The organism is Streptomyces sp. NPDC111507, from assembly GCF_055638955.1.
Genome location: NZ_JBVKBU010000007.1, coordinates 363,886 through 385,454, shown reverse-complemented (window position 1 = coordinate 385,454; position 21,569 = coordinate 363,886). Strand labels below are relative to the sequence as shown.

General features: G+C 70.6%; 17 protein-coding genes and 1 pseudogene. 7 read left to right on the top strand and 11 right to left on the bottom strand.

Going from position 1 to position 21,569, the window contains the following annotated elements; translation table 11 throughout:
- Window positions 1-279 precede the first annotated feature (279 nt).
- Window positions 280-855 (top strand): helix-turn-helix domain-containing protein, encoded by a 576-nt coding sequence (locus ACZ7M2_RS28825; protein ID WP_352047516.1) that lies wholly within the window; start codon window positions 280-282, stop codon window positions 853-855.
- An 18-nt stretch (window positions 856-873) separates the two neighbouring features.
- Window positions 874-1,935: a threonine aldolase family protein gene (locus ACZ7M2_RS28820; protein ID WP_471597742.1), complete on the top strand. Its 1,062-nt coding sequence runs from the start codon at window positions 874-876 to the stop codon at window positions 1,933-1,935.
- Window positions 1,936-2,153: 218 nt separating this feature from the next.
- Here ACZ7M2_RS28820 and ACZ7M2_RS28815 read toward each other — a convergent pair whose 3' ends face one another.
- From ACZ7M2_RS28815 to ACZ7M2_RS28800, 4 genes and pseudogenes are all read right to left on the bottom strand, one after another.
- Window positions 2,154-3,764 (bottom strand): purple acid phosphatase family protein, encoded by a 1,611-nt coding sequence (locus tag ACZ7M2_RS28815; RefSeq protein WP_471597741.1) that lies wholly within the window; start codon window positions 3,762-3,764, stop codon window positions 2,154-2,156.
- 239 nt (window positions 3,765-4,003) lie between these two features.
- Window positions 4,004-4,346 (bottom strand): annotated as a pseudogene (locus ACZ7M2_RS28810) (M24 family metallopeptidase); the annotation flags it as partial.
- Window positions 4,347-4,755: 409 nt separating this feature from the next.
- Window positions 4,756-5,955, bottom strand: a complete 1,200-nt coding sequence (locus ACZ7M2_RS28805) for a molybdopterin molybdotransferase MoeA (RefSeq protein WP_471597740.1) — start codon at window positions 5,953-5,955, stop codon at window positions 4,756-4,758.
- A gap of 233 nt (window positions 5,956-6,188) precedes the next feature.
- Window positions 6,189-7,463, bottom strand: coding sequence for a methyltransferase domain-containing protein (locus tag ACZ7M2_RS28800; protein WP_471597739.1), 1,275 nt, complete (start codon window positions 7,461-7,463; stop codon window positions 6,189-6,191).
- A gap of 169 nt (window positions 7,464-7,632) precedes the next feature.
- Between ACZ7M2_RS28800 and ACZ7M2_RS28795 the strand changes: the two genes are divergently transcribed.
- Entirely contained in the window at window positions 7,633-8,484 is an 852-nt protein-coding gene (locus ACZ7M2_RS28795) for an MOSC domain-containing protein (protein ID WP_471597738.1), read from the top strand.
- A 33-nt stretch (window positions 8,485-8,517) separates the two neighbouring features.
- Here ACZ7M2_RS28795 and cynS read toward each other — a convergent pair whose 3' ends face one another.
- Together cynS and ACZ7M2_RS28785 are read right to left on the bottom strand one after the other, a co-directional pair.
- On the bottom strand, window positions 8,518-8,961 hold the full coding sequence (gene cynS, locus ACZ7M2_RS28790; protein ID WP_471597737.1) for a cyanase: 444 nt from the start codon (window positions 8,959-8,961) through the stop codon (window positions 8,518-8,520).
- A gap of 590 nt (window positions 8,962-9,551) precedes the next feature.
- Window positions 9,552-10,274: a helix-turn-helix transcriptional regulator gene (locus ACZ7M2_RS28785; RefSeq protein WP_471597736.1), complete on the bottom strand. Its 723-nt coding sequence runs from the start codon at window positions 10,272-10,274 to the stop codon at window positions 9,552-9,554.
- Window positions 10,275-10,327: 53 nt separating this feature from the next.
- On the opposite strand from ACZ7M2_RS28785, the gene ACZ7M2_RS28780 reads away from it, so the two are divergent.
- Window positions 10,328-11,203, top strand: coding sequence for a helix-turn-helix transcriptional regulator (locus ACZ7M2_RS28780; RefSeq protein WP_471597735.1), 876 nt, complete (start codon window positions 10,328-10,330; stop codon window positions 11,201-11,203).
- A gap of 162 nt (window positions 11,204-11,365) precedes the next feature.
- On the opposite strand, the gene ACZ7M2_RS28775 is transcribed toward ACZ7M2_RS28780, so the two are convergent.
- A complete protein-coding gene (locus ACZ7M2_RS28775; RefSeq protein ID WP_471597734.1) occupies window positions 11,366-11,824 on the bottom strand; it encodes a MarR family winged helix-turn-helix transcriptional regulator in 459 nt (152 codons plus the stop codon).
- A 63-nt stretch (window positions 11,825-11,887) separates the two neighbouring features.
- Between ACZ7M2_RS28775 and ACZ7M2_RS28770 the strand changes: the two genes are divergently transcribed.
- Window positions 11,888-12,256 carry a VOC family protein gene (locus ACZ7M2_RS28770; protein ID WP_471597733.1) on the top strand — a complete coding sequence of 123 codons (369 nt, stop codon included), beginning with the start codon at window positions 11,888-11,890 and terminating at the stop codon, window positions 12,254-12,256.
- Between the two features lie 212 nt (window positions 12,257-12,468).
- On the opposite strand, the gene ACZ7M2_RS28765 is transcribed toward ACZ7M2_RS28770, so the two are convergent.
- From ACZ7M2_RS28765 to ACZ7M2_RS28755, 3 genes are all read right to left on the bottom strand, one after another.
- Window positions 12,469-13,578: a PP2C family protein-serine/threonine phosphatase gene (locus tag ACZ7M2_RS28765; RefSeq protein WP_471597830.1), complete on the bottom strand. Its 1,110-nt coding sequence runs from the start codon at window positions 13,576-13,578 to the stop codon at window positions 12,469-12,471.
- A 365-nt stretch (window positions 13,579-13,943) separates the two neighbouring features.
- Entirely contained in the window at window positions 13,944-16,814 is a 2,871-nt protein-coding gene (locus tag ACZ7M2_RS28760) for a type 2 lanthipeptide synthetase LanM family protein (RefSeq protein WP_471597732.1), read from the bottom strand.
- Window positions 16,815-17,177: 363 nt separating this feature from the next.
- On the bottom strand, window positions 17,178-17,378 hold the full coding sequence (locus ACZ7M2_RS28755) for a DUF6229 family protein (RefSeq protein ID WP_352047503.1): 201 nt from the start codon (window positions 17,376-17,378) through the stop codon (window positions 17,178-17,180).
- Window positions 17,379-18,120: 742 nt separating this feature from the next.
- Here ACZ7M2_RS28755 and ACZ7M2_RS28750 point away from each other — a divergent pair.
- On the top strand, window positions 18,121-19,125 hold the full coding sequence (locus ACZ7M2_RS28750; RefSeq protein WP_471597731.1) for a substrate-binding domain-containing protein: 1,005 nt from the start codon (window positions 18,121-18,123) through the stop codon (window positions 19,123-19,125).
- 286 nt (window positions 19,126-19,411) lie between these two features.
- On the opposite strand, the gene ACZ7M2_RS28745 is transcribed toward ACZ7M2_RS28750, so the two are convergent.
- The gene (locus ACZ7M2_RS28745; RefSeq protein ID WP_470052976.1) at window positions 19,412-20,419 is read right to left on the bottom strand and encodes a LacI family DNA-binding transcriptional regulator; all 1,008 of its coding nucleotides are present in this window, start codon (window positions 20,417-20,419) and stop codon (window positions 19,412-19,414) included.
- 215 nt (window positions 20,420-20,634) lie between these two features.
- On the opposite strand from ACZ7M2_RS28745, the gene ACZ7M2_RS28740 reads away from it, so the two are divergent.
- On the top strand, window positions 20,635-21,546 hold the full coding sequence (locus ACZ7M2_RS28740; RefSeq protein WP_471597730.1) for a TIM barrel protein: 912 nt from the start codon (window positions 20,635-20,637) through the stop codon (window positions 21,544-21,546).
- Window positions 21,547-21,569 lie beyond the last annotated feature (23 nt).

Below are 21,569 nucleotides of genomic sequence, written 5' to 3'. Positions count from 1 at the left end.
GCCGGCTGCCCCCCCCCCCCCCCCCCCCCGCTCCCGACCGACGGAGCACCGCACCGCCAGGGGCACCCGGGTCGGCCGGCCGCAGCACAGCGGCCGGTCGGCCCGGGTCTTGCGTATGAGCCGCCGGTGGCGCGTCTCCCCTCGATCAGAGGCGTTCAGTAAATCGAACGTGATGTTCAACGCATCAGGGGTTCGGTATAGTGAACGCATGGTTCATTCGATCGGGGCCCCTCGGGTCCGCATCCGCGTCTCCTGCACCGCACACCACAGGAGCCTCTGATGACGCCCCCTCCGTCCGGCCGACAGCCGGTCAGCAGTACCGCAGCCGCGGTCGGCGCGAAGATCCGTCTGCGCCGCCAGCAGCGCGGCATGAGCGCCGCGGAGATGGCCCGGCGCGCCGGGCTGAGCAAGGCCACCTTGTCGCAGCTGGAGGCCGGCAACGGCAATCCGACGATCGACACCCTGGATGCGATCGCGATCGCCCTGCGCATTCCGATCGCCGACCTGCTGGCGCGTGACGCCGACACCGGGCCGGTCTTCCGGCCGGGCACGGACGCCGAGCCCGGCGAGGTCTCCCGCGAACTGCTGCGCCGCATCAGCAGCGGCAACAGCCTGGAGATCTGGCGGCTGCGCATTCCGCCCGAGACGGAGCTGCCCGGCGTCCCGCACGCCACCGGCACGATCGAGCACCTGCTCATCGCCACCGGGCACGTCACCGCGGGTCCCGTCGACGCCCCGCAGGATCTGGGCCCCGGCGACATGCTCGCCTTCGCAGGGGACGCCCCGCACTTCTACCGCACCGGCGCGGAGGAAGTGGACATCACCGTCGTCTTCGCCTCCCCCATCAGCACCTGAGACCAAGGAAGACGCTTCATGAGCACCACCATCGCCATCACCCCCTCCCACCGTGCCTTCATCAGCGACAACATGGCCGGGGCGTCCCCGCAGATAGCTCAGGCCGTCGCCGACGCGGCCGCCGGACAGGTCCTGCCGTACGGCAACGACCCCTTCACCGACAGCGCTCGCCGCAGGCTCAGCGAGATCTTCGAGCGGGACGTCGATGTCTTCCCGGTCACCACCGGGTCCGCCGCCAACGGCCTGAGCCTGGCCGCCCTCACCCCGCCGTGGGGCAGTGTGCTCTCCCATCCCGACAGCCACATCAACACCGACGAATGCGGCGCTCCGGAGTTCTTCACCAACGGCGCCAAGCTCGTCGGTGTGCCAGGCCCCGACAACAAGATCGACCCCGAGGCGCTGCGGGTGGCGGTGCGCCGCCGGACCGGTGACGTGCACAGCGTGCAGCCGTCCGCGGTGAGCATCAGCCAGGCCACCGAGAGCGGCAGCGTCTACGCCCTGGAGGAGATCCGCAGCCTGTCCGCCATCGCCAAGGACGCGGGACTGCGCGTCCACATGGACGGCGCGCGCTTCGCCAACGCACTCGACCATCTCGGCGCCACCCCGGCCGAGATGACCTGGAAGGCCGGCGTCGACGTCCTGTCCTTCGGCGCCACCAAGAACGGCGCGATGACCGCCGACGCGATCGTCTGCTTCGACCCCGCACTCGCCGCCGAACTCGCCTTCCGCGTCAAGCGTGCCGGGCAGCTCGCCTCCAAGATGCGCTTCCAGGCGGCTCAGATCGACGCCTACCTCACCGACGGCCTGTGGCTGCGCAACGCCCGCCAGGCCAACGCGATGGCCACCCGCCTCGGCGACGGCCTCAAGTCCATCCCCGGCACCGGCCTGCTGGCCACCCCACAGGCCAACATCCTCTTCTGCCGACTGCCCCAGCAGGTCACCGAAGGACTCCTCGCCGAGGGGTACGTGTTCTACCACGACCGCTGGGAACGGGGGATCGTCCGGCTCGTCACCGCCTTCTCCCACAGCACCGACGACATCGACCAGCTGCTCGACGCGGTCCGCCGCCACACCTGCTGACGCTGTCGCCGTATGCGACGGTGATCTGGTCACTGAAGACGTCGGGCTTCTTCCAGGCGCACGGAGAAAGGCGCCTGACCTGGGCTTTACCCGTCAGGCACCTTTCACGCGCCGTACTCTCGGCTCATGGAGCGCTCGATGAGCGTCCATCGCTTTCGGCACGAAGTGCGGTTCACCCCTGCGTCAGCGGGGACCAGGGGACAGCTGGATCGGCAGGGTCACCTCGTGTGGCCGTCGGAGCGCCGGCGGTGGAGCGTGAAGGTCTCGAACACCGACAGGTCGCCGTTCGGCTTGTTCACGTTGTAGTAGGTCACGTGCATGCGGGTGGTGTCACCGGCGTGCCGTCCGGGGTCGACGGTGAAGGCGGCGAAGCCGTAGGGGTGCTCGATGTCCCGGACACCGGTCCAGACCGCCTCCTCCTTGGTGTAGGTGGAGGTGCGCTTGCCGTTGGAGCCGGGGGTCGCCGACACAGCGGTGATCACCTTGGCGGTGCCGTCCGTGAAGAACTTCTCGTTCGTCGTACCCGAGACGCCTCCGCCGCCGAGAATCATGTGCACGGTGCCAAGACCGGTGTCGATGGAATCGGTGGCCTGGGAGGCCGGGCGCGGGGTCAGCGTCTCACTGCCGGTGACGAAGCCGCGGACGGCGAGCGAGCGCTCGTAGTTGTGCTCATGGCCGCACAGGACCAAGTCCACACCGTACCTGTCGAACAGGGGCCCGTACTTCTGGCGCAGGCCCAGGTCGGCGCCGTTCGCGTCCGAGGAGCTGATCATGACCTGGTGCATGGCGACGACCACCCAGTCGACGTCACCGGAGGAGCGCGCCGCCTTCAGCTCCTTCTCCAGGAAGGCGAGTTGCCGTCCGCCGGAGTAGCCGCTGATATAGACGTCGCCACCGTCCTGGAGGCAGTTGTCGTCGTTCTGCAGCACGATCACCCGGACGGAGCCGACCGTGAACGCGTACCACAGGCCCGCGAGTTCGGCGTCGGTCTCGGTGGAGGGCAGGGTGAAGTAGGTCTGGTAGGCGCCGAGCCCGAGCGGGCCGTTGGCCTTCTCGATCTCGTGGTTGCCGGCCGCGGGCATCCAGGGGCGGAAGCGCGCGGAACGGGTGTTGTTGGTGAAGAAGTTGTTCCAGGTACGCACCCGGTCGACGTCCAGGTTCGCGTAGCACAGGTCGCCGTTGAGCAGATGGAAGAGCGGGGCGACCTGCTCGATGCCGGTGACGATGTCCTTCGTCGCGGGGGTGGAGTTCGCGTCGAGCGCCACCGTGCCGTTGGCCGCCCAGGTCACCTGCGGAGCGGACTGGTCGCCGAAGCTGGTGAAGGTGAACGGCTTCCGTCCGCGCGGAGCGGTGCGGAACGTACCGCTGTCGGGCGTCGTGCCCTCGTGGGTGGCGAGGTAGACGTAGTCGGTGCCCGGGGTGAGCCGGTTCAGCGAGGCGTGGTGGACGTAGACGGTACGGCTGGAGGTGCCGTCCACGTAGGTGACGGTCCGGGCGTCGGCGCTGGATCCGAAGCCGTGCTCCAGCGTGCCGTAGTGCACAACCGGTCTGGTCACCGGTCTGTCGGTGATCCACGACACCGTCATCTGGGTGCGCGGATCCGCCCCGAAAGTCAGGTGCAGCCCTTGGACCGGGGGCGCACCGGCCGAGTCCGCGGTGAGGTGAAGGGCCGGGGCGTCAAGCGGAGCGGCCTGCGCCATACCTGCTCCCAGCAACGGGGTGACGGCCGCGCCGGCCCCTGCCGTACCGAGAAGGCCCAGCGCGTGGCGACGGCTGACCCCCTCGGAAGACTGCGTCGACTCGTCCGATGTCCCTGTCTGTGTGGCCATGGTGCCCTCTCTGGCGAGCAGTTGAGCTGACAACCACCGCACCCTGGCGCGCCCCAGCGGCCCCTGAGTGAACAGTGCGTTGCCAGACGGTCATCGCGCCGCGAGTGGCGGGCCACGGAGGCGATTCTTGCCCCGGCCTTTGCCAGCGGCCGCCCCGCCGTTGACGTGACCGGGCCACGACCGTCGATGAACAACGGTCCTTTCGACCCGGTCGCCATTCGTCGAGCGAGCGTGCCGGATCAGCCGAGGTCGAGCGGTTCCTCGTAGCAGCCGCCGAACTCGCGCCCCCGGTCCACGAGGTGGATCTCGAGGATCCAGTGGCAGCGGCGCCCGGCCTTGTCGGTGCGTCGCAGCGGGGTGTCATTGCCCGGCGCGATGGACGACTCCACGTCCGCACCGTCGATCGTCTCGTGCGGGAACTCGCCGACGAGATGCCCGGAGTGCCGGTCGCCCAGCTCCCAGCCCGCGTCGATGGCAGGCCGCTCGAGCTCGGCTTGCAGCCGCCTGCCTGTGATGTCCGGGTCGCTCTCGAAGTAGCCGACGCCCGGCCGCGAAGACCTCGGGCAGGTCGTCGCGCAGCCGCTGCGATGTCATCCGCGGCGATGCCCCGGTCCGGCGGGCTACCGCCGCTTCGCTTGCGCCTGGGCGTCCAACAGACATGCGGCGCACGCGGGTTCGTCATCCGCCATGGGGCCGAACGTAGACCTGTGAATCATCGTCCGGCAACCGGATTCGTCACGGCTTCAGCCGCTGCCAGGACCAGTGCAGGCCCGGCTCACGGTCGTAGCGGAGCCTGCGGTGCGGTCGGGACATCGTCCTGCGTCAGTCGGTCGTTCGCCGTGCGCGAGGGCGGGCGGCTCCGGCCGGCCCGCAGTCGTGCGCCGTCGACCCTGGGTACCGGTTGCCGGCGGGGCAGCACCGCCCCGCCGGGCCGACGGCACGCCTCGCCGCGCGGTCGAGGGCCGACCGGCGCAGTGGCGTGAGGTGCCCCTCATCCCGTCAGCAAGAGCAGGGGCACCGGGGTGTGGGGCCGCCAGTCCGGTGGTACGGCGGCGAGCGCGTCGGCGAGGGCTGCGCCGTGCAGGAACGCGGGCCGGTGTCCGCCGACGGGGCGGGCGGTGGCGCCGTCCCAGGTGACGGGGATCAGCCGGGTACGGCCAGGGGCGGTCGTGATGTCACCGGTCAGCGGGATGCGGGGCAGGGCCGGCAGGGGGCGCCCGGTCAGGCCCGCGAGGAGTGGGGCGAGCAGGGTGTGGGCGGCGGTCAGTGCCGCGTACGGATTGCCGGGGAGGCCCACGATCCAGCGCCGGTCGGGGAGTTGGGCGAGCAGTTGAGGATGGCCCGGGCGGACGGCGACCGCGTCCACCACCCACCGGGCTCCGTGTTCGGCCAGCAGCCGCCTCAGCTGATCGGTGACGCCGACCGAGGTGGAACCGGTCACCACGATCACGTCGGAGTCGTACGACGTGGTGAGCACGACCGTGGCCAATGACCCGACGGGGTGGTCCGGCACGGGACGTACGTCGGTGACCTCGCCGCCGAGCGTGTGCACCAGCGGCGGCAGCAGCGGGCCCAGCGCGTCGCGTACCTCGCCGGGGGCCGGCCGCCCGGAAGGGATCAGTTCGTCGCCGGTGACCAGGATCCGCACGCGTGGCCTGGGCCGTACCGCCAGCGTGTCGTGGCCGCAGGCGGCGGCCAGGCCGAGCAGGGCGGGACCGACCCGCGTCCCTGCCGGCATCAGGCACGCGCCCGCAACGGCGTCCTCGCCCACCAGGCGGATGTGTTTCCCCGGAGCCGACACCGGGCCGCGTACCGTCGCCCCGGCCCGTACCGCGTGCTCCAGTGGCAGCACCGCTTGGGCGCCGCGGGGCACCTGCGCGCCGGTGGAGATCTCCATCGCCTCGCCCTCGGCCAGTACCGCGGGCACCTCCGTGGCACCCGCGCGCACCGCTCCGGCCGACAGCCGCCACGGGCCGGGGCCGGCGACGGCGTATCCGTCCATGGCCGCGGTGTCGAAGGCCGGCAGTGGCTGCCGGGCGCACAGGTCCTCGGCCAGCGTCAGCCCGGCGGCCCAGGTGAGCGCCACCTGCCGGGCGGGCAGGGGCATGGGGGCCGCGTGGGCCAGTTCGCGCGCCCGCGACCACGGCACATCGCGGCAGGAGGTCACCGGGGCTGCGGCAAGTACGGTCATGTGTCCACCGTGTCGCCGTCGTTTTACCCCCTATGGCGCCGGAGGTTGCCGCCGCGCACCAAGTCGCTCACGCCTGTCCCGCCGGGGCAGTGAGAAGCGGGTGCCCACGACGACGCCCGGGAGATTCTGGACCGGACGCCCGGGAGATTCCGGCCCATCTGCCGGGCGCTGCGGCGCACTACCCGCTGCGGGCTCGATCGCGCCGCCTGCTCTGCCGCACTGAGCCGAGGAGCTCAGCCGACCCGTACGGCACGGGCCAGGAAGTGGTGCCGCGCGTCCTCGTAGTGGGCCAGCCGCCAGCCGACCGCGTCCAGCGCGGGCCGCAGGTTGGTCTCGGCCAGCGGGTCGTCGGGGTCCAGGGGTCGGCCGTGCCGGGCGGCGCGTTCGACGCGGCCCGAGGGGTGGAAGAGCAGGAGGGTGCCGCCCGGCGCGGTCACCCGAGCCCATTCGCCCAGTGCGGGGGCGGGTTCGGGCAGGTGGTTGATGAGTCCGGCGCTGAAGATGCCGTCCACCGAGCCGGAGGGCAGGGGCAGGTGGCAGGCGTCGGCGAGCAGCAACGCCGCGAGCTCATCGCGGCCGTGCCGGGCGGCGGCGTCGAGCATCGCCGCGGTGACGTCCACCCCGAGGACCACGCCCTTGTCTCCGACTCCCGCCCGCAGCGCGGGCAGCGCCCGTCCGGTGCCGCACCCCAGGTCGACCACCGTCTGCCCCGCGCCGATCCCCATCCGGGCGACGGCAGCCGCGTAGACGGGTCCGTCGGCCGCGAAGCGCTCCTCCCAGGTCTCGGCCCTCGGCGTGAAGAACGTACGGGTCGATGTGTAGCCGGCGCGGGCCGCCACCAGCGCGGCGAACCGGCCCAGTACGCGGGCCCGGTGGGGCGCGAGGACCGCCAGCTCTTCGAGCGCGTCCTCGCGCAGGCCCGGCGCGTCATCCGGGAAGGCGGTCGCCAAGGCGTCGACCGCGGCGGCGTCGACCTCCAGGTGGAACTGGAGTCCCCACGCCGCCGCGCCCACCCGGAACGCCTGCACCGGACAGCGGTCGCAGGAGGCCAACGCCACGGCTCCGGCGGGCGGATCCATGGTGTCGCCGTGCCAGTGCAGCACCCGCAGTCGCTCCGGGATCCCGGCGAACAGCGGGTCCCCGGCGGCGGCGGACGCCATCCGCACCGGCGCCCATCCCACCTGGAGTCCGTTGCCGGGCCGGGCCGTTCCTCCCGCCGCCACCGCCAGCAGCTGAGCGCCCAGACACACGCCGAGCACCGGCACCTGAGCATCCAGCGCCGCACGCAGCAGGCCCAACTCCGCCGTGCGTGTGGGGAAACCGTCGTCGCTGTACGCGGACATCGGGCCGCCCAGCACCACCAGCGCCTCGGCCCCGTTCAGATCCTCGGGAAGCGGGTCGCCTGCCCACACCCGGCACACCCGCAGCGCGAGCCCGGCTGCCTCCAAGGAGGTGCCGATCTCGTACGGGCCCTCCTCCGCCACGTGCTGCACCACCAGAACAGCCACGGCCGCCCCCTTCCGACTCCGCAGATGCCAACCTGAACAGCGGGATCACATCGTACGCGCGAACCCGGATCGACCATCCAGATGGCGGATGCGGAGACAGAAGGGCACCACACCGGCAGGCGCTGGAAAGACCTTGCCGCTCGCTGTACAGACCTCGATACTTTGTACGGTGACGTCGGAGGAAGCAGGCAAACTGGGAACGGTGGGCCGGCTCATCCGCTACCCGGTGAAGTCGATGCTCGGCGAGGATCTCTCCACGGTCGACGTCACCGAGCGGGGCCTCGCCCACGACCGGCGCTTCGCCCTGACCGACCGGGACACCGGCAAGGTCGCCAGCGCCAAGCACCCCCGTCTCTGGCGTCGGCTGCTCACGTTGACGGCACGGGCCGAGCGTGGCGCGGTACGCATCACCGCTGCGGAAGGCAAGGTGCTGTGGCCGACCGGACCGAGCGTCGACGAGATGCTGTCGGAGATCGTGGGCCGCCCCGTATGCCTCACCGACGCCCCTCCGCACGAGGCGACGCTCGACCGTGCCGACCCCGAGGATGTCCTGCGTGACGCCTCGGAGCCACCGGTGAGCGCGCGGGAGGGACGACTGGGCGGCGGTTCTCCGAAGGGTACGTTCTTCGACTACGCACCCGTCCATCTGCTCACGACCTCAACGCTCGCCCGGATCGCGGCCCTGTCCCCGACCGGCACCGCCGAAGCGGAGCGCTACCGCCCCAACATCGTCATCCGTACCTGTCTTGCCGCGGGTTTCGCGGAGAACGACTGGACCGGCCGCGACCTGCGCATCGGCGCCGACCTCACTCTACGCGTCATCGTGCGCACTCCACGCTGCGCCGTGCCCACCCTGGCGCACGGCACCCTTCCCCCGGACGCCGCCGCCCTGCGGGTCCTGGCGGACCACAACCGGGTCATCCCGTTGGAGTCGATGGGGCCCCAACCGTGCGCCGGCGTCTACGCCCAGGTGCTGCGGCCGGGGCCGATCCAGCTCGGCGACCCCGTCCGCTGGGCCTGACACGAGAAGTCCCCTCGACTGCTCAGTGAGTCGCTACCACTGATAAGGCAGGTACTTCCCGTCGAGGGTGATGACGACCCGGTCGCCCGCGGGGTCGGGAACACGACGGACATCGAGCCGGAAGTTGATCGCGCTCATGATGCCGTCGCCACACTGCTCATGGATCAGCTCCTTGATGGTCGGCCCGTAGACCTGGACGACCTCGTAGAGCCGGTAGATCGTGGGATCCACCGGAACGGCCGCATCCAGGGCTCCCCGGGTCGGCTGGAGCTGAAAGGCCAGGGCGGCGTCGTCACCGAGTTCGAGCAGTGCCGCCGCCGTGGCCGCCTCGTCCTTGCCCATCGGATGCTGGCCGAGCAGGGCCGCCGTGGTCCAGGCCAGCGGCTTGCCGACCGCTTCGGCCAGTTGGGCCCATGTGATCCCGGTCTTCACCTTGGCCTGCCGTACGGCTTCGGCCGCTTCCTGCTTGTTGAGCATGTGCATCTCCCTTGACGACGGTGGTCCTGGTCGCACGTGACACCAGAGTAGGAGCCGTGCCGGGGCATTGACCCAACGACCCACTGGCCTACCGACTCGCAGGCCTGCACGAGGTACTGCCACTTGGTCATGCGGTCCTTCAGGTCCACGGTCGGCCCGTCCAGGGTGAAGGTCCCGTCTCCGCGGTGGTGAACAGCTGCGGTTGGGGCTGAGAGGGGTCTGTCCACGCCCTGACGGCCACCAGAAGGAAGCGGCTGTAGGGGGCCACGAGGCTGCTGTCGGCGACCTGCACTCGATGGTGGCGAAGCATTCGGCCACGAGTGGCGCCTGGACCTCCGCACCGGATACGGCGGTCAGGTCGAGCTCTGGTGCCGTGCGATCCGCGCGACGGTATCCCGGCCGGCGCGCTGTCTGTCGAATCGAGTGTCGGCAGACGGGCACACCCCTATGAAGGCCGCGTCGTTCCTGGGTGCGGCGGGACCAGCCTCCACCGGGCGCACATGTTCATGTGCCCCGCTCCCGCTCCTTGGCGGCGAGGTCGGCCGCGGGCACAGTCGCCTGGGCATGCTTCGGCTCGGGGGCCATGGTCCTCAACGTCTCGAAGGCATCCGCGGTAGGGCCGGCCGGTTCAGCCTGAGGGGATGCTTGAGATGCTTCCCTTCCTGGGACTCTCCCTTGACCTCGCGCATCTGCCACATCCCTGCGAACTCCTCGCTCTGGGCGGACAATTCCGCCACGGCCTCCGCTATGCGGGCCAATTCGGGATCGTGGCCGTAGGCTGCCCTGATTTCGGCGGCACAGGAGTGCGCGGCGCGCTCCCATTCCTGAGAGAACTCGCGCCCCGCCGGGTCGACGAGCACCATGCGGGCGAGGTTGTCGAACTGGTCGAACCCGCTGTGGAGCGCCGCGGCAAGGGAGTTGCCCGCCATGACGTCGAGGGCCGGGCCGATGTCGAAGGCCGGAGTGTGCTCCCATCCGTCCATCAGCTGCAACAACTGTCGACTGACGTCCGCCTCGCCCCCGTCGTGCGGGCGCTGCGAGGCGGTCAGACAGAGGCGGTTGAGATGGTCAGCAGCCTCCGCATCCAGTTTCAGCGCTCGTGCCACGGCCTCGAGCACCTGCGGGGACGGACTGTTTTCGCGCCCCTGTTCCAGCCTGATGTAGTAGTCGGAACTGACTCCGGCGAGCAGCGCGACTTCCTCTCTGCGCAGTCCCGGCACACAGAGCAATTCGCCCTCGTGGTACGCCGGGGAGACCTCTCGTCGTCCGTCAGCTCCCTGTGCCGGCCGGGGGCCCGCAATCCTGGGTGTCATGCACCCACCGTCGACAGAAGTCTTCCGGGCGTTTTCCGCCTAGCCTCGGCAGCATGGACAACGACACGCGCCCTGACACGGTTGAAGGGCTGGGTCAGTTCCTCCGCTCCCACAGGGAACGCCTCAGCCCCGTGGACACGGGACTGTCCAGTGCCGGCCGGCGAAGAGTGCCCGGCTTGCGGCGTGACGAGGTCGCGACGCTCTCAGGTGTCAGTCCGAGCTACTACAGCCGACTCGAGCAGGGCCGTGCGCTCAGCCCCTCACTCCGGGTGCTGGAGACCATGGCCCGCGTCCTGCAACTCGGGGAAGAGGACAAGCGGGAACTCTTCCGGCTGGCCCAGCCGGCAACCCGCCGCACGAAGCGGTCCTTCCGGGTCGAGCGTGTCCGCCCGCACCTGCGGCAACTGATCGAAAGCTGGACCAGGACGCCGGCCTTCATCGTCGGGCGTGCCCAGGACCTGCTGGCCACCAACTCATTGGCCGATGCCCTTTACCGCGATTTCGCGCAGCACGACAACGTGCTGCGCATGCTCTTTCTGGACCCCGCGGCGAAGGCCTTCTACAGGAACGCGGAGCGGGCCAAGCACCGTGCGGTCGCCGACCTTCAGCGGTCCGCCGCGAGCACTCCCGAGGATCCCGGCATCCAGGAGCTCGTCGGCGAACTGTCCGTGCGCAGCCCGGAGTTCCGTTCCCTGTGGGCACGCGAGTACACCCGGGTCCCGCCCTACGACGTCAAGCATGTGCACCACTCCGGAGTGGGAGACCTGGAGTTGCGGCATGAGGCCCTCAACATCCGCAGCGCTCCGGGACAGCAGCTCGTCATCCTGCAGGCCGAGCCGGCCTCCCCCTCCGCTGACGGCCTGGCTCTGCTGGGCTCCATCAGCGCGCCTGAAGTACCTCACCGGCAGAATCCCGCACACGGCGCCTGAGCCAGGAGCCGACGCGCACACTCGCATGCGTCAACAGGTAATCCGGCTCATCGCAGAAGAGGGTGCAGTCGGGAGCTGTCGGTTTTCGAGGTCGCCTGCACGGATTCCCACGCTCGGCTGCACTCCTGTCCGGGCGCGACGAGACGTGCGCCGAGGAACGAGCTATGCACCGTCGTTGCCCTCACGCAGGGAATGAATCATGCTCTGCAGGATCCGGAACGCGCCTGACTGCTCGGTCTCGGTCATGCCGGCCAGCATTCTGACCTCCACGGACCGGACCGCTACGGTCGCCTTCTCCAGGCTCCGTCGGCCGCGAGGGGTGAGCCGCGCGGGAAGAGCCTTCCCGACGGGCGCCTCCGTAGGCCTGGTCACGTAGCCGTCTCGTTCCAGGGCCTGGAGCAGCACGTTCATCGACTGCCGTGTCACGAACGCGCCACGCGCGAGCTCGGAGTTCGACAAGCCCGGCCGTTGAGCCAGCAGCTCGAGGCAGGAGTAGTGCGTCACGCTCATCCCGAGTGGCCGCAGCACCTCCTCCATGGCTGCCCGCAGGGCGCTCGAAGCCTCTTTCAGCAGGTAGCCCAGTGATTTGTCCAGGTCGACTCCGACACCGTTTTGACTCATGTCAGCATTCTGACATACATTGACCTGTGTCAGAAAACTGACACGAAGAGAAGGAGCATCATCATGCCCGCCACCGGCCCCGACTTCATCTCGCTCCAGGTGCGCGACCTCGACGCAGCACAGGCGTTCTACGAGCAGTACCTCGGCCTCGTCCGCTCGCCGGCCGGACCTCCGCACGCCGTCGTCTTCGAGACGAAGCCGATCGCGTTCGCACTGCGCGACGTCGTTCCCGGCACCGATCTCGCATCTGTTGCCCAGCCCGGCATCGGTGCCGCGATCTGGCTCCACGCCACCGACGTCCAGGCCATCCACGATGCTCTCGTCGCCGACGGTCACACCATCGTCTCCGCACCGATCGACGGCCCCTTCGGCCGGACATTCACCTTCGCCGACCCCGACGGCTACCAAGTCACTCTCCACGACCGCGCCTGACAGCCAAACGCCCCCGAAGACCGCCGGTCGCGCCCGGGACGCGATCATCACGCACGGCCTTGATCCACTTTCGAAGAGGGCCCCAGGAGCGCGCGGGGTCGTCCTGGGAGGACTCCGCCGCCGCGTGATTCCAGGCCCTCCACGTCGGTGCCGTTCGTGTTCATGGCTCCACGGTCGCGCCCCGACGCACGGGTAACCGGGCCAGGACTTTCTCAGGAGCTGCGTTCCTGGGAGTTCCCCACCCGCCCTCTGGAGGGTTCGGCGTGGATGAGCCGTGCGAGGTGGTGGCCGGAGTGGGTGGGCGCCCGGCGCAGGGCGATGAGCGCGGCGTCATCGCCGAGGCGTCCACCGACGTGGGCGAGGAGGTCACGCCGGATGTGACGCAGAAGCGGTTCGGGGCCGCACTCGGTCCACTGGGCGGCTCGTTCGGCGAACGGATAGAAGTCACCGCCCTGATTGCGCGCCTCGATGACACCGTCGGTGTAGAGCAGGAGAGTTTCCCCGGCTTCGAAGGTGAACACGTCCAGCGTGCGTGGCGATGGGCCCAGGACACCGACTCCCAGCGGGGGCGCGGGGTGCAGCCTCAGTGCAGTGACGGAGTGTTCCGGGCTGAGCAGCAGGGGCGCGGGGTGCCCGCAGCTGGTCATCCTGACGATGGCCGCATCATCGGGGATCTCCAGCAACAGGGCGGTGACGAAGCGCTCCTCGGCCCCGGCCTCGTCCTCCGGCGGGGTGAATTCGCCGTGGTAGCGGGAGATGCTCTGTTCCAGCGCGTCCGTCAGCGCGGTGAGGTCGGCGTGTTGATGGGAGGCTTCGCGGAACGCGCCGAGCAGCAGGGCGGCCTCTCCGATGGCCGCCAAGCCCTTGCCTCGGACATCTCCGATGAGCACGCGCGTGACGTCGTCGGTACGCGTGACGGCATACAGGTCTCCACCGATCTCGGCCTCGTCCTCGGCGGCCAGATACACGGACGCCGTACGCAGGGGGCCGATCCCGCTGGGCAGCGGCCACAGCAGTACGTGCTGTGCGGCCTCGGCGACCGATCTCACCTGGGCCAGTTGCCGTCCGTGCCGCTCGCGCACCACGGAGTAGCCCACGATCAGAAGGCTCAGTACGGCGAGGGCGACCATCTGCACGATGATGTTGCGCGAGAAGAGGATGCCGTCGTGCAGGGCGATGCCCGCCTCGGCCGCGAGCGCCAGGACGCCGATCGCCCCGGTCAGCCGGGGACCGGCGAAGGATGCGGTGATCGCCGGCGCGATCACCAACAGCGGGCCCAGGTGGATGTCGGCCGGGGCAACGATGTCGACGACCGTGATCATCACGATCAGCAGGACGGGGAGCGCCAACAGCGCATGCTTCGACAGCCCCGGGCCGAAGCCGGCAAAGCGATTCCAGATCCCCACATGTTCCACAGTGCACCGCCCCAGGACAGCTTGCGAGCGCAGCCAGGAACTGTCGGCAAAGCGCCGGAAAAGACTGCCGCGCGCGTGCCGCACGCGCCGGACCACGCATCGACGGAACCGACCCCGCACCGGCGCCCGGCGCGGGGTCGGCAGGGTTGCCGCCCGGCCGCCAACCGCGGGCGACCAGGGGCTCACGCTGCCCGTCCGGCATCGCGTTCACCACGGTGGCCGCCCGGTCGGACACGGAACGCGACCACCTCCGCGACGACGGCCGGGGCGGGTCAGTCGAGGAGGAGGGGATTCGGCAGGGTGGCCGCGGGGTGCATGCGCAGGAGGGTGTGAAGTACTCCTGAGAGGCCGGACATGAGGCTGGGCGAGAACGCCTCGCGGGCCAGGCCGCCGACCGGGCCGCGTTGCTCGAGGCCGGTGAGGATTTCGGCGTCGAGGTCGGAGGGGTCGCCGAAGGCCATGGACGTGAGGAATTCCCAGAGGCCGAGGTCTCCGTGGCACAGGGTATGGCTCCAGCCGAAGCCCTCGGCGACGCAGGCATGTGCGGCCCGACGGGCCATGTCGAGGTGGGCGGGATCGCCCGTGCGCCGGTGGAGGTCGAGCATGCCGATGCCCACTCCCGCACTCCCGTGGCACCAGCTGGTGAAGAAGTCCTCCTCGGCGCCGATGCGGACGTCGAGCCAGTTGCCGTGCTCGGGTTGGTAGAGGGACTCCTGATAGGCGAAGGCCCGCTCGGCGAGGTGGTTCCAGTCGCACCGTTCGGCCGCGGAGCCCGCGTCGCTGAGCGCGAGCCGGGTCAGCGCCCAGCCGATGCCGGTGGCGCCGTGGGCGAAGCCGCCGATGCCCTCGGGGTTGAGCCGGGTCGTCCAGCGGGCGCCGCTCTCGTCGAGGGTGGCCAGCCCGGTCAGTCGGCGGCCGATGTGCGCGGCGGCGCCGAGCCAGCGGTCCTGCCCGGTCGCCACGGCCAGGTTGAGCAGGGGGACGACGGCGCCTGCCGCCCCGTTGAGGAGGTCCACCTCGACGTCGTCCTCGACCAGTCGGCCCTCCGCGAGCAGCAGGCCCCTCGCGGCGGCCCGCTCCAGCAGCCAGTCCTCACCGAGCACCCGGTGCAGCGCCAGCCACGTCCACACCTGCGACGCGGCACCGCTGAAAGCCCCGGGTGACGGCGTCGGTGTCCGGTCCTCGGTACCGACCAGGACCCGCAACGCCCCCTCGAACGTCTCGGCGACGCCCGGCACCTCCTCCGCCCGCCCGGCCCGCACCTCATTCACGTACTCCGCGAGCGTCAGCGCCACCCCGCCCTGCCCGGTGTAGAGGTCCGCGGGCAGCACCCTGATCGACCACCCCGCAGGGGTGAAGACGGGGCTGATCCAGGTGACCGTACCGTCCTCACCGCGCACCGCCCCGTCGCACAGCCGCCGTACCATCTGCGCGGCCAGGTCACGGCGGCGGCGCTCCCTGTCCCGGGCGTGCGGGTCGCGGGCGGCGGCCTGCGTCCGTGTGGGCAGCGAACGCTCGTTGAGGTACGCGCCGACCAGCGCGTCCTGGATCACCGCCTCCTCCAGCGCCAGGTCGGCGGTGCGCCAGTCCTCCACGGTGGTCCGTACGGCGGCCGAGTCCACGGTGAAGGTGAACATCGGCACGTCACCGGCCAACAGGTCCGCGATCTCGCCGTCGATGGCGGCACGCTCGGTCGGCGCGCCGGGCAGCACCTCGGCGTTGCGCCGCAGGATGTCCCGGGCTCGTTCGACCGCCGCCGCCTCGTCGTGCAACGACGCCGGGTGCCAGAGCATCCGGCCGATGTCGACGTACGCCTGCGTCGGCCGCAGGATCCGCCGTGCCTGGGCGCCTTCGAAGCGGCGCAGCAGCCGGTACGGATCCGCCCCGGTCCGGCGCAGGTGCGCGGTCATCTCGCGGAAGCCGGCCAGAATCCTGTCCCAGTACGCGCTCAGCACGGGAGTGGGGCTGGGGTGGTTGCCCGCGGTGGGCATCGCCACCAGGTCCACCTGGAAACGGGCCGCCGCGGTGCCGGCGTCCGCGATCACCGGGCTCGGGATGAGCGGCTGCTGGCCGGGCAGCGACCCGACTCCGGAGATGTCGACCCCGCCGAGCGCGAAGCCGGTGCCGCGTACGGGCAGCAGTCCGGTGCGCAGCACCGTACGGCGGATGGCCGCCGCGGCCACGTCCACCGCGTCGCCCCGGCCGCTGGGCGGGAAGGGCGCGGGGGCGTCGAAGAGCGTCTCGGCGTCCACGATCACCGGCACGGGACCCGCGGCGATCATGTTCTCCGCGTGCATGTCGGTGCCGCCGGTGAAACGGAGGACGGCCAGCCAGTGCCCTACGTTCCGGTAGAACGCGGCGAGTTCGGCCTCGCCGGCGCAGTAGCGGTGGCGGACGAACTCGGCCCAGCCGTAGCCCTCGCGTGCTTGTGTCCGCGGCACCCGGATGCGCTCGTCGGGCGACGGGGCGCCAGGGAAGTCCGCGTAGAGCTCGTCCAGCAGCGCGCCCAGCGCCATGTCGGATTCGGACGGCCGGGGCTTGTACATGACGCTCCCGCCGGCGAAGTCGACTCGACTGACCGTCAGGCCGCCCCGGTGGGTGTCGCCCGCCCCGAACGCCACGGCTCGCATCTCCCCCGCGGATCCCCCCAGCAGCGGCCGCAGCACTTCGCGGTCCGCGGCGAGCCGTTCCGCGAATCCGGCCGTCGCCGCCACCGACAGCCGCGCCACCGACGCGATCCGCGGGCCGACGTTCGGGTATCGGCCGGCCAGCCGGTCGAGATAGCCCTCCTCCCCGGCCTGCTCCAGGAACGCGGTCCACGTCCGCGTGTCGGATCCCGCCCCCGCGTCCTCGGCGTGGCGTCCGCCGGCCGCGGTCATGCGCAGCGCGTGCAGTTCGATGAGGAACAGGCGGGACAGCTTCGCGTGCAGGGACTTGAGCAGGTGGGTGTGGCCGGCTTCCAGTACCGCTTCCTGTTCGTCCCGGCTCAGGGCGTCAAGGGAGGCCAGCCGCCGGGCCAGCTCCTCCCGCCACGGGCGGGCGATGGTCCGTACGGGTCGGGCGAACCATTCCGCCTCGTCCCGCCTCCCCGACTCCCCCGGCTTCCCCGGCCTTTCCGATCCTTCCGGCGCCGATCCGCTCACCGTCCACCCTCCCCATTCCGCCGTGAACTCGCTTCTTGCGGTCGTTCCGAGGGAGCGCGGGCAACTGTGCGACCAGCCCGGACCCATCCGCACCCGGCAGCAACCGACCGAGCCGGAAACCCCCGCGTCCCCGACGCGCGCGGGGCGGGCGGCAACCAACTCGGCAGGCCGCGGCGCGTTCCCGGGTGCGGACGCGTCGTGGCTTGGCGCGCGGTTTCCCACGCTCCGGCTTTATGAACCGCACTCCGCAGGGGCGCCCCCGAAGAGGCGTACTCCGCAGGCGATACGGTCAATAGGCGCGCCCTGGAGAGGGCATTCAGCGGGCAGGCCCTTCGCAAAGGGCCCTGGAGTCACCGCAGGCGATCAGCAACACCAGCTGCCGTGCGACCCACTCGGGCTGGAACAGAAGCCGTAGAGGGAGTCGCTCGGGTCGGTGAGCGCGGCCTCGGCGGCGGCGCCTCCGACGTAGAGGGGCCCGGCGGGGTTGGACTGGCCGTACGCGCTCTCGGCGCCCGCCAGCCAGGCATCGAGCACGGCTGTGGTGGCAACGCTGGTCTGGGGCATGAGAGACCTCCGGTGGATGTGGGGATTGGGGCGGATTGCCCAGCTCTGAGTATCGCCGGGTTCGAACACCCGTCAGACGTCCAATCTGGCCAAAGCCATGTGGTGTTCTTGCGGTCTGTCGCCTTCTACGGGACGGGTGGGACGGTCGCACGGCCGAGCGCCGACCGGGCGGGCGCGGCGGACGTCGAGCCTCCGACTCCAAGCTCCGGCCTGGGCCGCGCACCGACTCGGAGCCCCTGAAGAGCGAAGTAGGGGCGCCTCGGCGCTCGTCCGGTCACCGCGGACCGGTCGGCAACCGAACGACCCCGATCTCGCGCCCTCTCATGTCCCGGTCCAGACCGGCCACTTGGCCAACAAGCGCACCGGCTGTCTTCGATGCCGGCTCCCATGAAGTCGACGGCCGCCGAGGGCCGCCCACCACCATGTCCAGTCACCGGCACATGTCGGAACGTCCTGACAAACCTGTTGACATCACTTGGAGAGCGCTCCATAGTACGTGCCACTAGAGCGCGCTAATAAAGCGCTCTAGTCTCCGGTCGCGAAGGGCCGACGGTCCGCACCCACGACCGTCGGCCACCCCACCGCTCCACGTTCCGCCGTCACACACCCACCGCGGCCGCCGAGCACGGCCGAGCGCGTCCCTCCCCTTCGCCGAAAGCCCTCAAGCCCGCCCGCCGGGTGTCGACGCCATCCCACGCCCCACCGAAACCCACCCTGACCAGTACAGAGAGGCGCAACGGACATGCGCAGAAATCACCGAGCGGCCGCCTTGGCCGGTGCTGTTCTCACCTGCACACTCATCGCAGCCGGCTGCTCCAGCGGCTCGGGTGGCAAGAAGTCCGAGGAACGCGGCGCGGCCGCCTCCGCGGGCAAGGCCGACACCCCACGCATGACCGTGGCCATGATCACCCACGCTGCCCCGGGCGACACCTTCTGGGACCTGATCCGCAAGGGCGCCCAAGCTGCCGCCGCCAAGGACAACGTCAAGCTCGTCTACTCCAGCGACCCCAGCGCGGGCAACCAGGCCAACCTCGTGCAGAACGCCCTGGACCAGAAGGTCGACGGCATCGCGCTCACCGCCGCCAAGCCCGACGCCCTGAAGGCGGTGGCGGCCAAGGCCGAATCAGCCGGCGTACCGGTCGTGGGCTTCAACTCCGGTTTGGACGACTGGAAGCGACTCCACATGCTCGAGTACTTCGGCCAGGACGAGAACATCGCCGGCCAGGCCTTCGGCGGACGCCTGAGCCGGCTCGGCGCCAAGCACGCCCTCTGCGTCATCCAGGAGCAGGGGCAGGTCGCGCTGGAGGCCCGCTGCGCCGGGCTGAAGAAGGGATTCACCGGCAAGACGGACACCCTCTACGTCAACGGCACCGACATGCCGTCGGTGAAGGCGACGATCACCGCCAAGCTCCGGCAGGACTCCTCCATCGACCAAGTGGTCACCCTCGGCGCCCCGTTCGCGCTCACGGCCGTGCAGTCGGCGCAGGACGCCGGCGGCAAGGCCAAGATCGCCACCTTCGACCTCAACAAGGACCTGGTGAAGGCCGTCCAGAGCGGATCGGTCGAGTTCGCGGTCGACCAGCAGCCGTACCTCCAGGGTTACCTCGCCGTCGACGCCCTGTGGCTGTACAAGACCAACGGAAACGTCAGCGGAGGCGGCACGGCGCCGGTCCTCACCGGACCCGCCTTCGTCACCAAGGAGAACGCCGACACCGTCGCCGAGTTCGCGCAGAACGGCACGCGCTAAGGGCTCCGCTGGAAGTGCGGGGAGGTGCCGTCGATCGTCTGCGGCTCCATCGTGGCCGGTCGCGCAGTTCCCCGCGCCCCTTCAGGGCGCTGCCGAACCGCAGCGGACTTCGCCCGACCCGCTTAGCGGCATCCGACCGGCGCTGTGGGCACAGCGGCCGAGCCTCCCTTGGCCGCATCGGGCAGTCCTCGGCGGCGAGGGAGGCACCGTCGCGTATGCCAACGCCCCTGCCATGCGCCGGGTCACCGCGCCCGGCAGACGCCGCCCCGTGCCCCGACGCCGCCGCCTACCCCTCAGGGCCGTCCGACGGAACCGGCCCGCTCGTGCCGCGCACCACGAGTTTGGGGTCCAGCACCGCCTCTCGCGGCTCCAGACCATCGTCCTCCAGCCGTTGCACGGCGAACCGCACCGCGTGCTCGGCCATCAGGACCGCATCCTGGCGAACGGTCGTCAGACCGATCGGCATCAGGTGGGAGAGATGACTGTCGTCGTAGCCGATGACGGACATGTCGTGTGGAACGTCGACGCCTGCCCGCGCCAGCGCCATCAACAGGCCCATCGCGCAACGGTCGTTGCCCGCGAGGACCGCTGTCGGCAGCGGTTGCCCGCTGTCGCGCTCCGCCAGGAGCACGCGGCCGGTCTCGATGCCCGACCGCTCGGTGTGGTCGCCGGGGATCACCCGGATCTCCGGCTCCAAGCCGTAGTGGCGCATGGCGGCCCGGTAGGCGCGACGGCGTTCGGCCGAACCGGGGCCCCGGCCGCCGTCGATGTGCACGATGCGCCGGTGGCCCTGTTCGACCAGATGGTCCATGGCCTGCCGGATGCCCTTCGCCTCGGCACTGTGCACGAAGTCGACGCGGGCCCGGGGGACCCGCCGGCTGACCGAGACGGTCGCCGTGCGGTGACCGAGTTCCTCCAGGTACGCGGGCTCCGCCTCGGGACCGAGCAGGATCAGCGCCTCGCAACGGTGACTGAGCAGAGCCTCCACCGCCTTGGCCTCACTGCGGCCCTGGGAGCTCGCGGAGAGGACGACGTCGTAGCCGAGCCGTTCGGCCTCGGGGTAGATGCCCTCGATCAGGTCCGAGTGGAAGGTCTGATGGACGGTGAACATCACACCGAGCGTGCGACTGCGGCCGCGGGCCAGGAGCCTGGCCGCGCTGTCCAAGCGGTAGCCGATCTCGTCGGCGACACGCAGCACCCGCTCGCGGGTCTCCTGACTCGCGCCGGGCTGATTCCGGAAGATGATCGAGACCAGCGCACGGGACACACCAGCCTTCTCAGCGACATCCGCCATCGTGGGCCGCTGCTTGCCCGATGCGTCCACCTGCGTACCCACCCTTCGACGGCGCCCACCCTACGGGCAGTCGCGAAATCTCCCAGCACCAAGCTATTGACATGACATTTGGACACGGGCCATCGTACTCGCACTAGAGCGCGCTAGTAGAGCGCGCGAGAGAACCCATCGGCAGACCGCCGCCAATCCCCCGCCCCCTCCCCCAAGGACACGCCATGGCACCGGCGCCCTCCCCGCTCCGCACCACCGCGGGCAACCTCTGCCTGGGCTCCGCCCCCGACTCCCGGGGCGTCTGGTTCCCCGAGGACGAGCATCAGGTCCCGTACACCCGCTTCCTCGACGAACTCGCGCAGGCCGGCTACGAGTGGCTGGAGCTCGGACCGTACGGCTATCTCCCCACCGACCCGCAGCGGTTGAAGGCCGAACTCGACGCCCGTGGGCTCCAGGTCTCCGGCGGCACCGCCTTCGGCGCGCTGCACCGACCGGAAGCCTGGGACGAGATGCTCGCGCACGTACGGCAGGTGGCCGCGCTGACCGCCGCCGCGGGCGCCCACCATCTGGTCCTGATCCCGCCCATGTACCGGGACGAGAAGACCGGCGCGTTCACCGAGTCGCCCGAGCTGACCGCCGTGCAGTGGGCGGGCTTCGGCCGCGCCGCCGACCGGCTCGGCCGACTCCTCCTCGACGAGTACGACATACGGCTCGTGATCCACCCACACGCCGACAGTCACCTACAGACCCAGCCCGAGATCGAGCGGCTGCTGGACGCGTCCGACGGCCGGTACACCAACCTCTGCCTGGACACCGGCCATGTGGCATACGGCGGTGGTGACAACCTGGACCTGATCCGCCGCTTCGGCGAGCGCGTCGGCCATGTGCACATCAAGCAGATGGACCCGGCAGTCCTCGCCCAGGTCGCCGCGGAGAACCTCTCGTTCGGCGAGGCCGTACGGCGCGGGGTGTGCGTGTCCCCGCCGGAGGGCGTGCCGAGCCCGGCCGATGTGGTGGCCGAACTCGCGGGACTTGACGCCGAGTTGTTCGTGATCGTCGAGCAGGACCTGCATCCGTGCGCTCCCGATGTGCCGCTGCCCATCGCCGTACGCACACGTGAACACCTGGACGGCTGAGGCCTGTCCGCAACCCGGCGTCC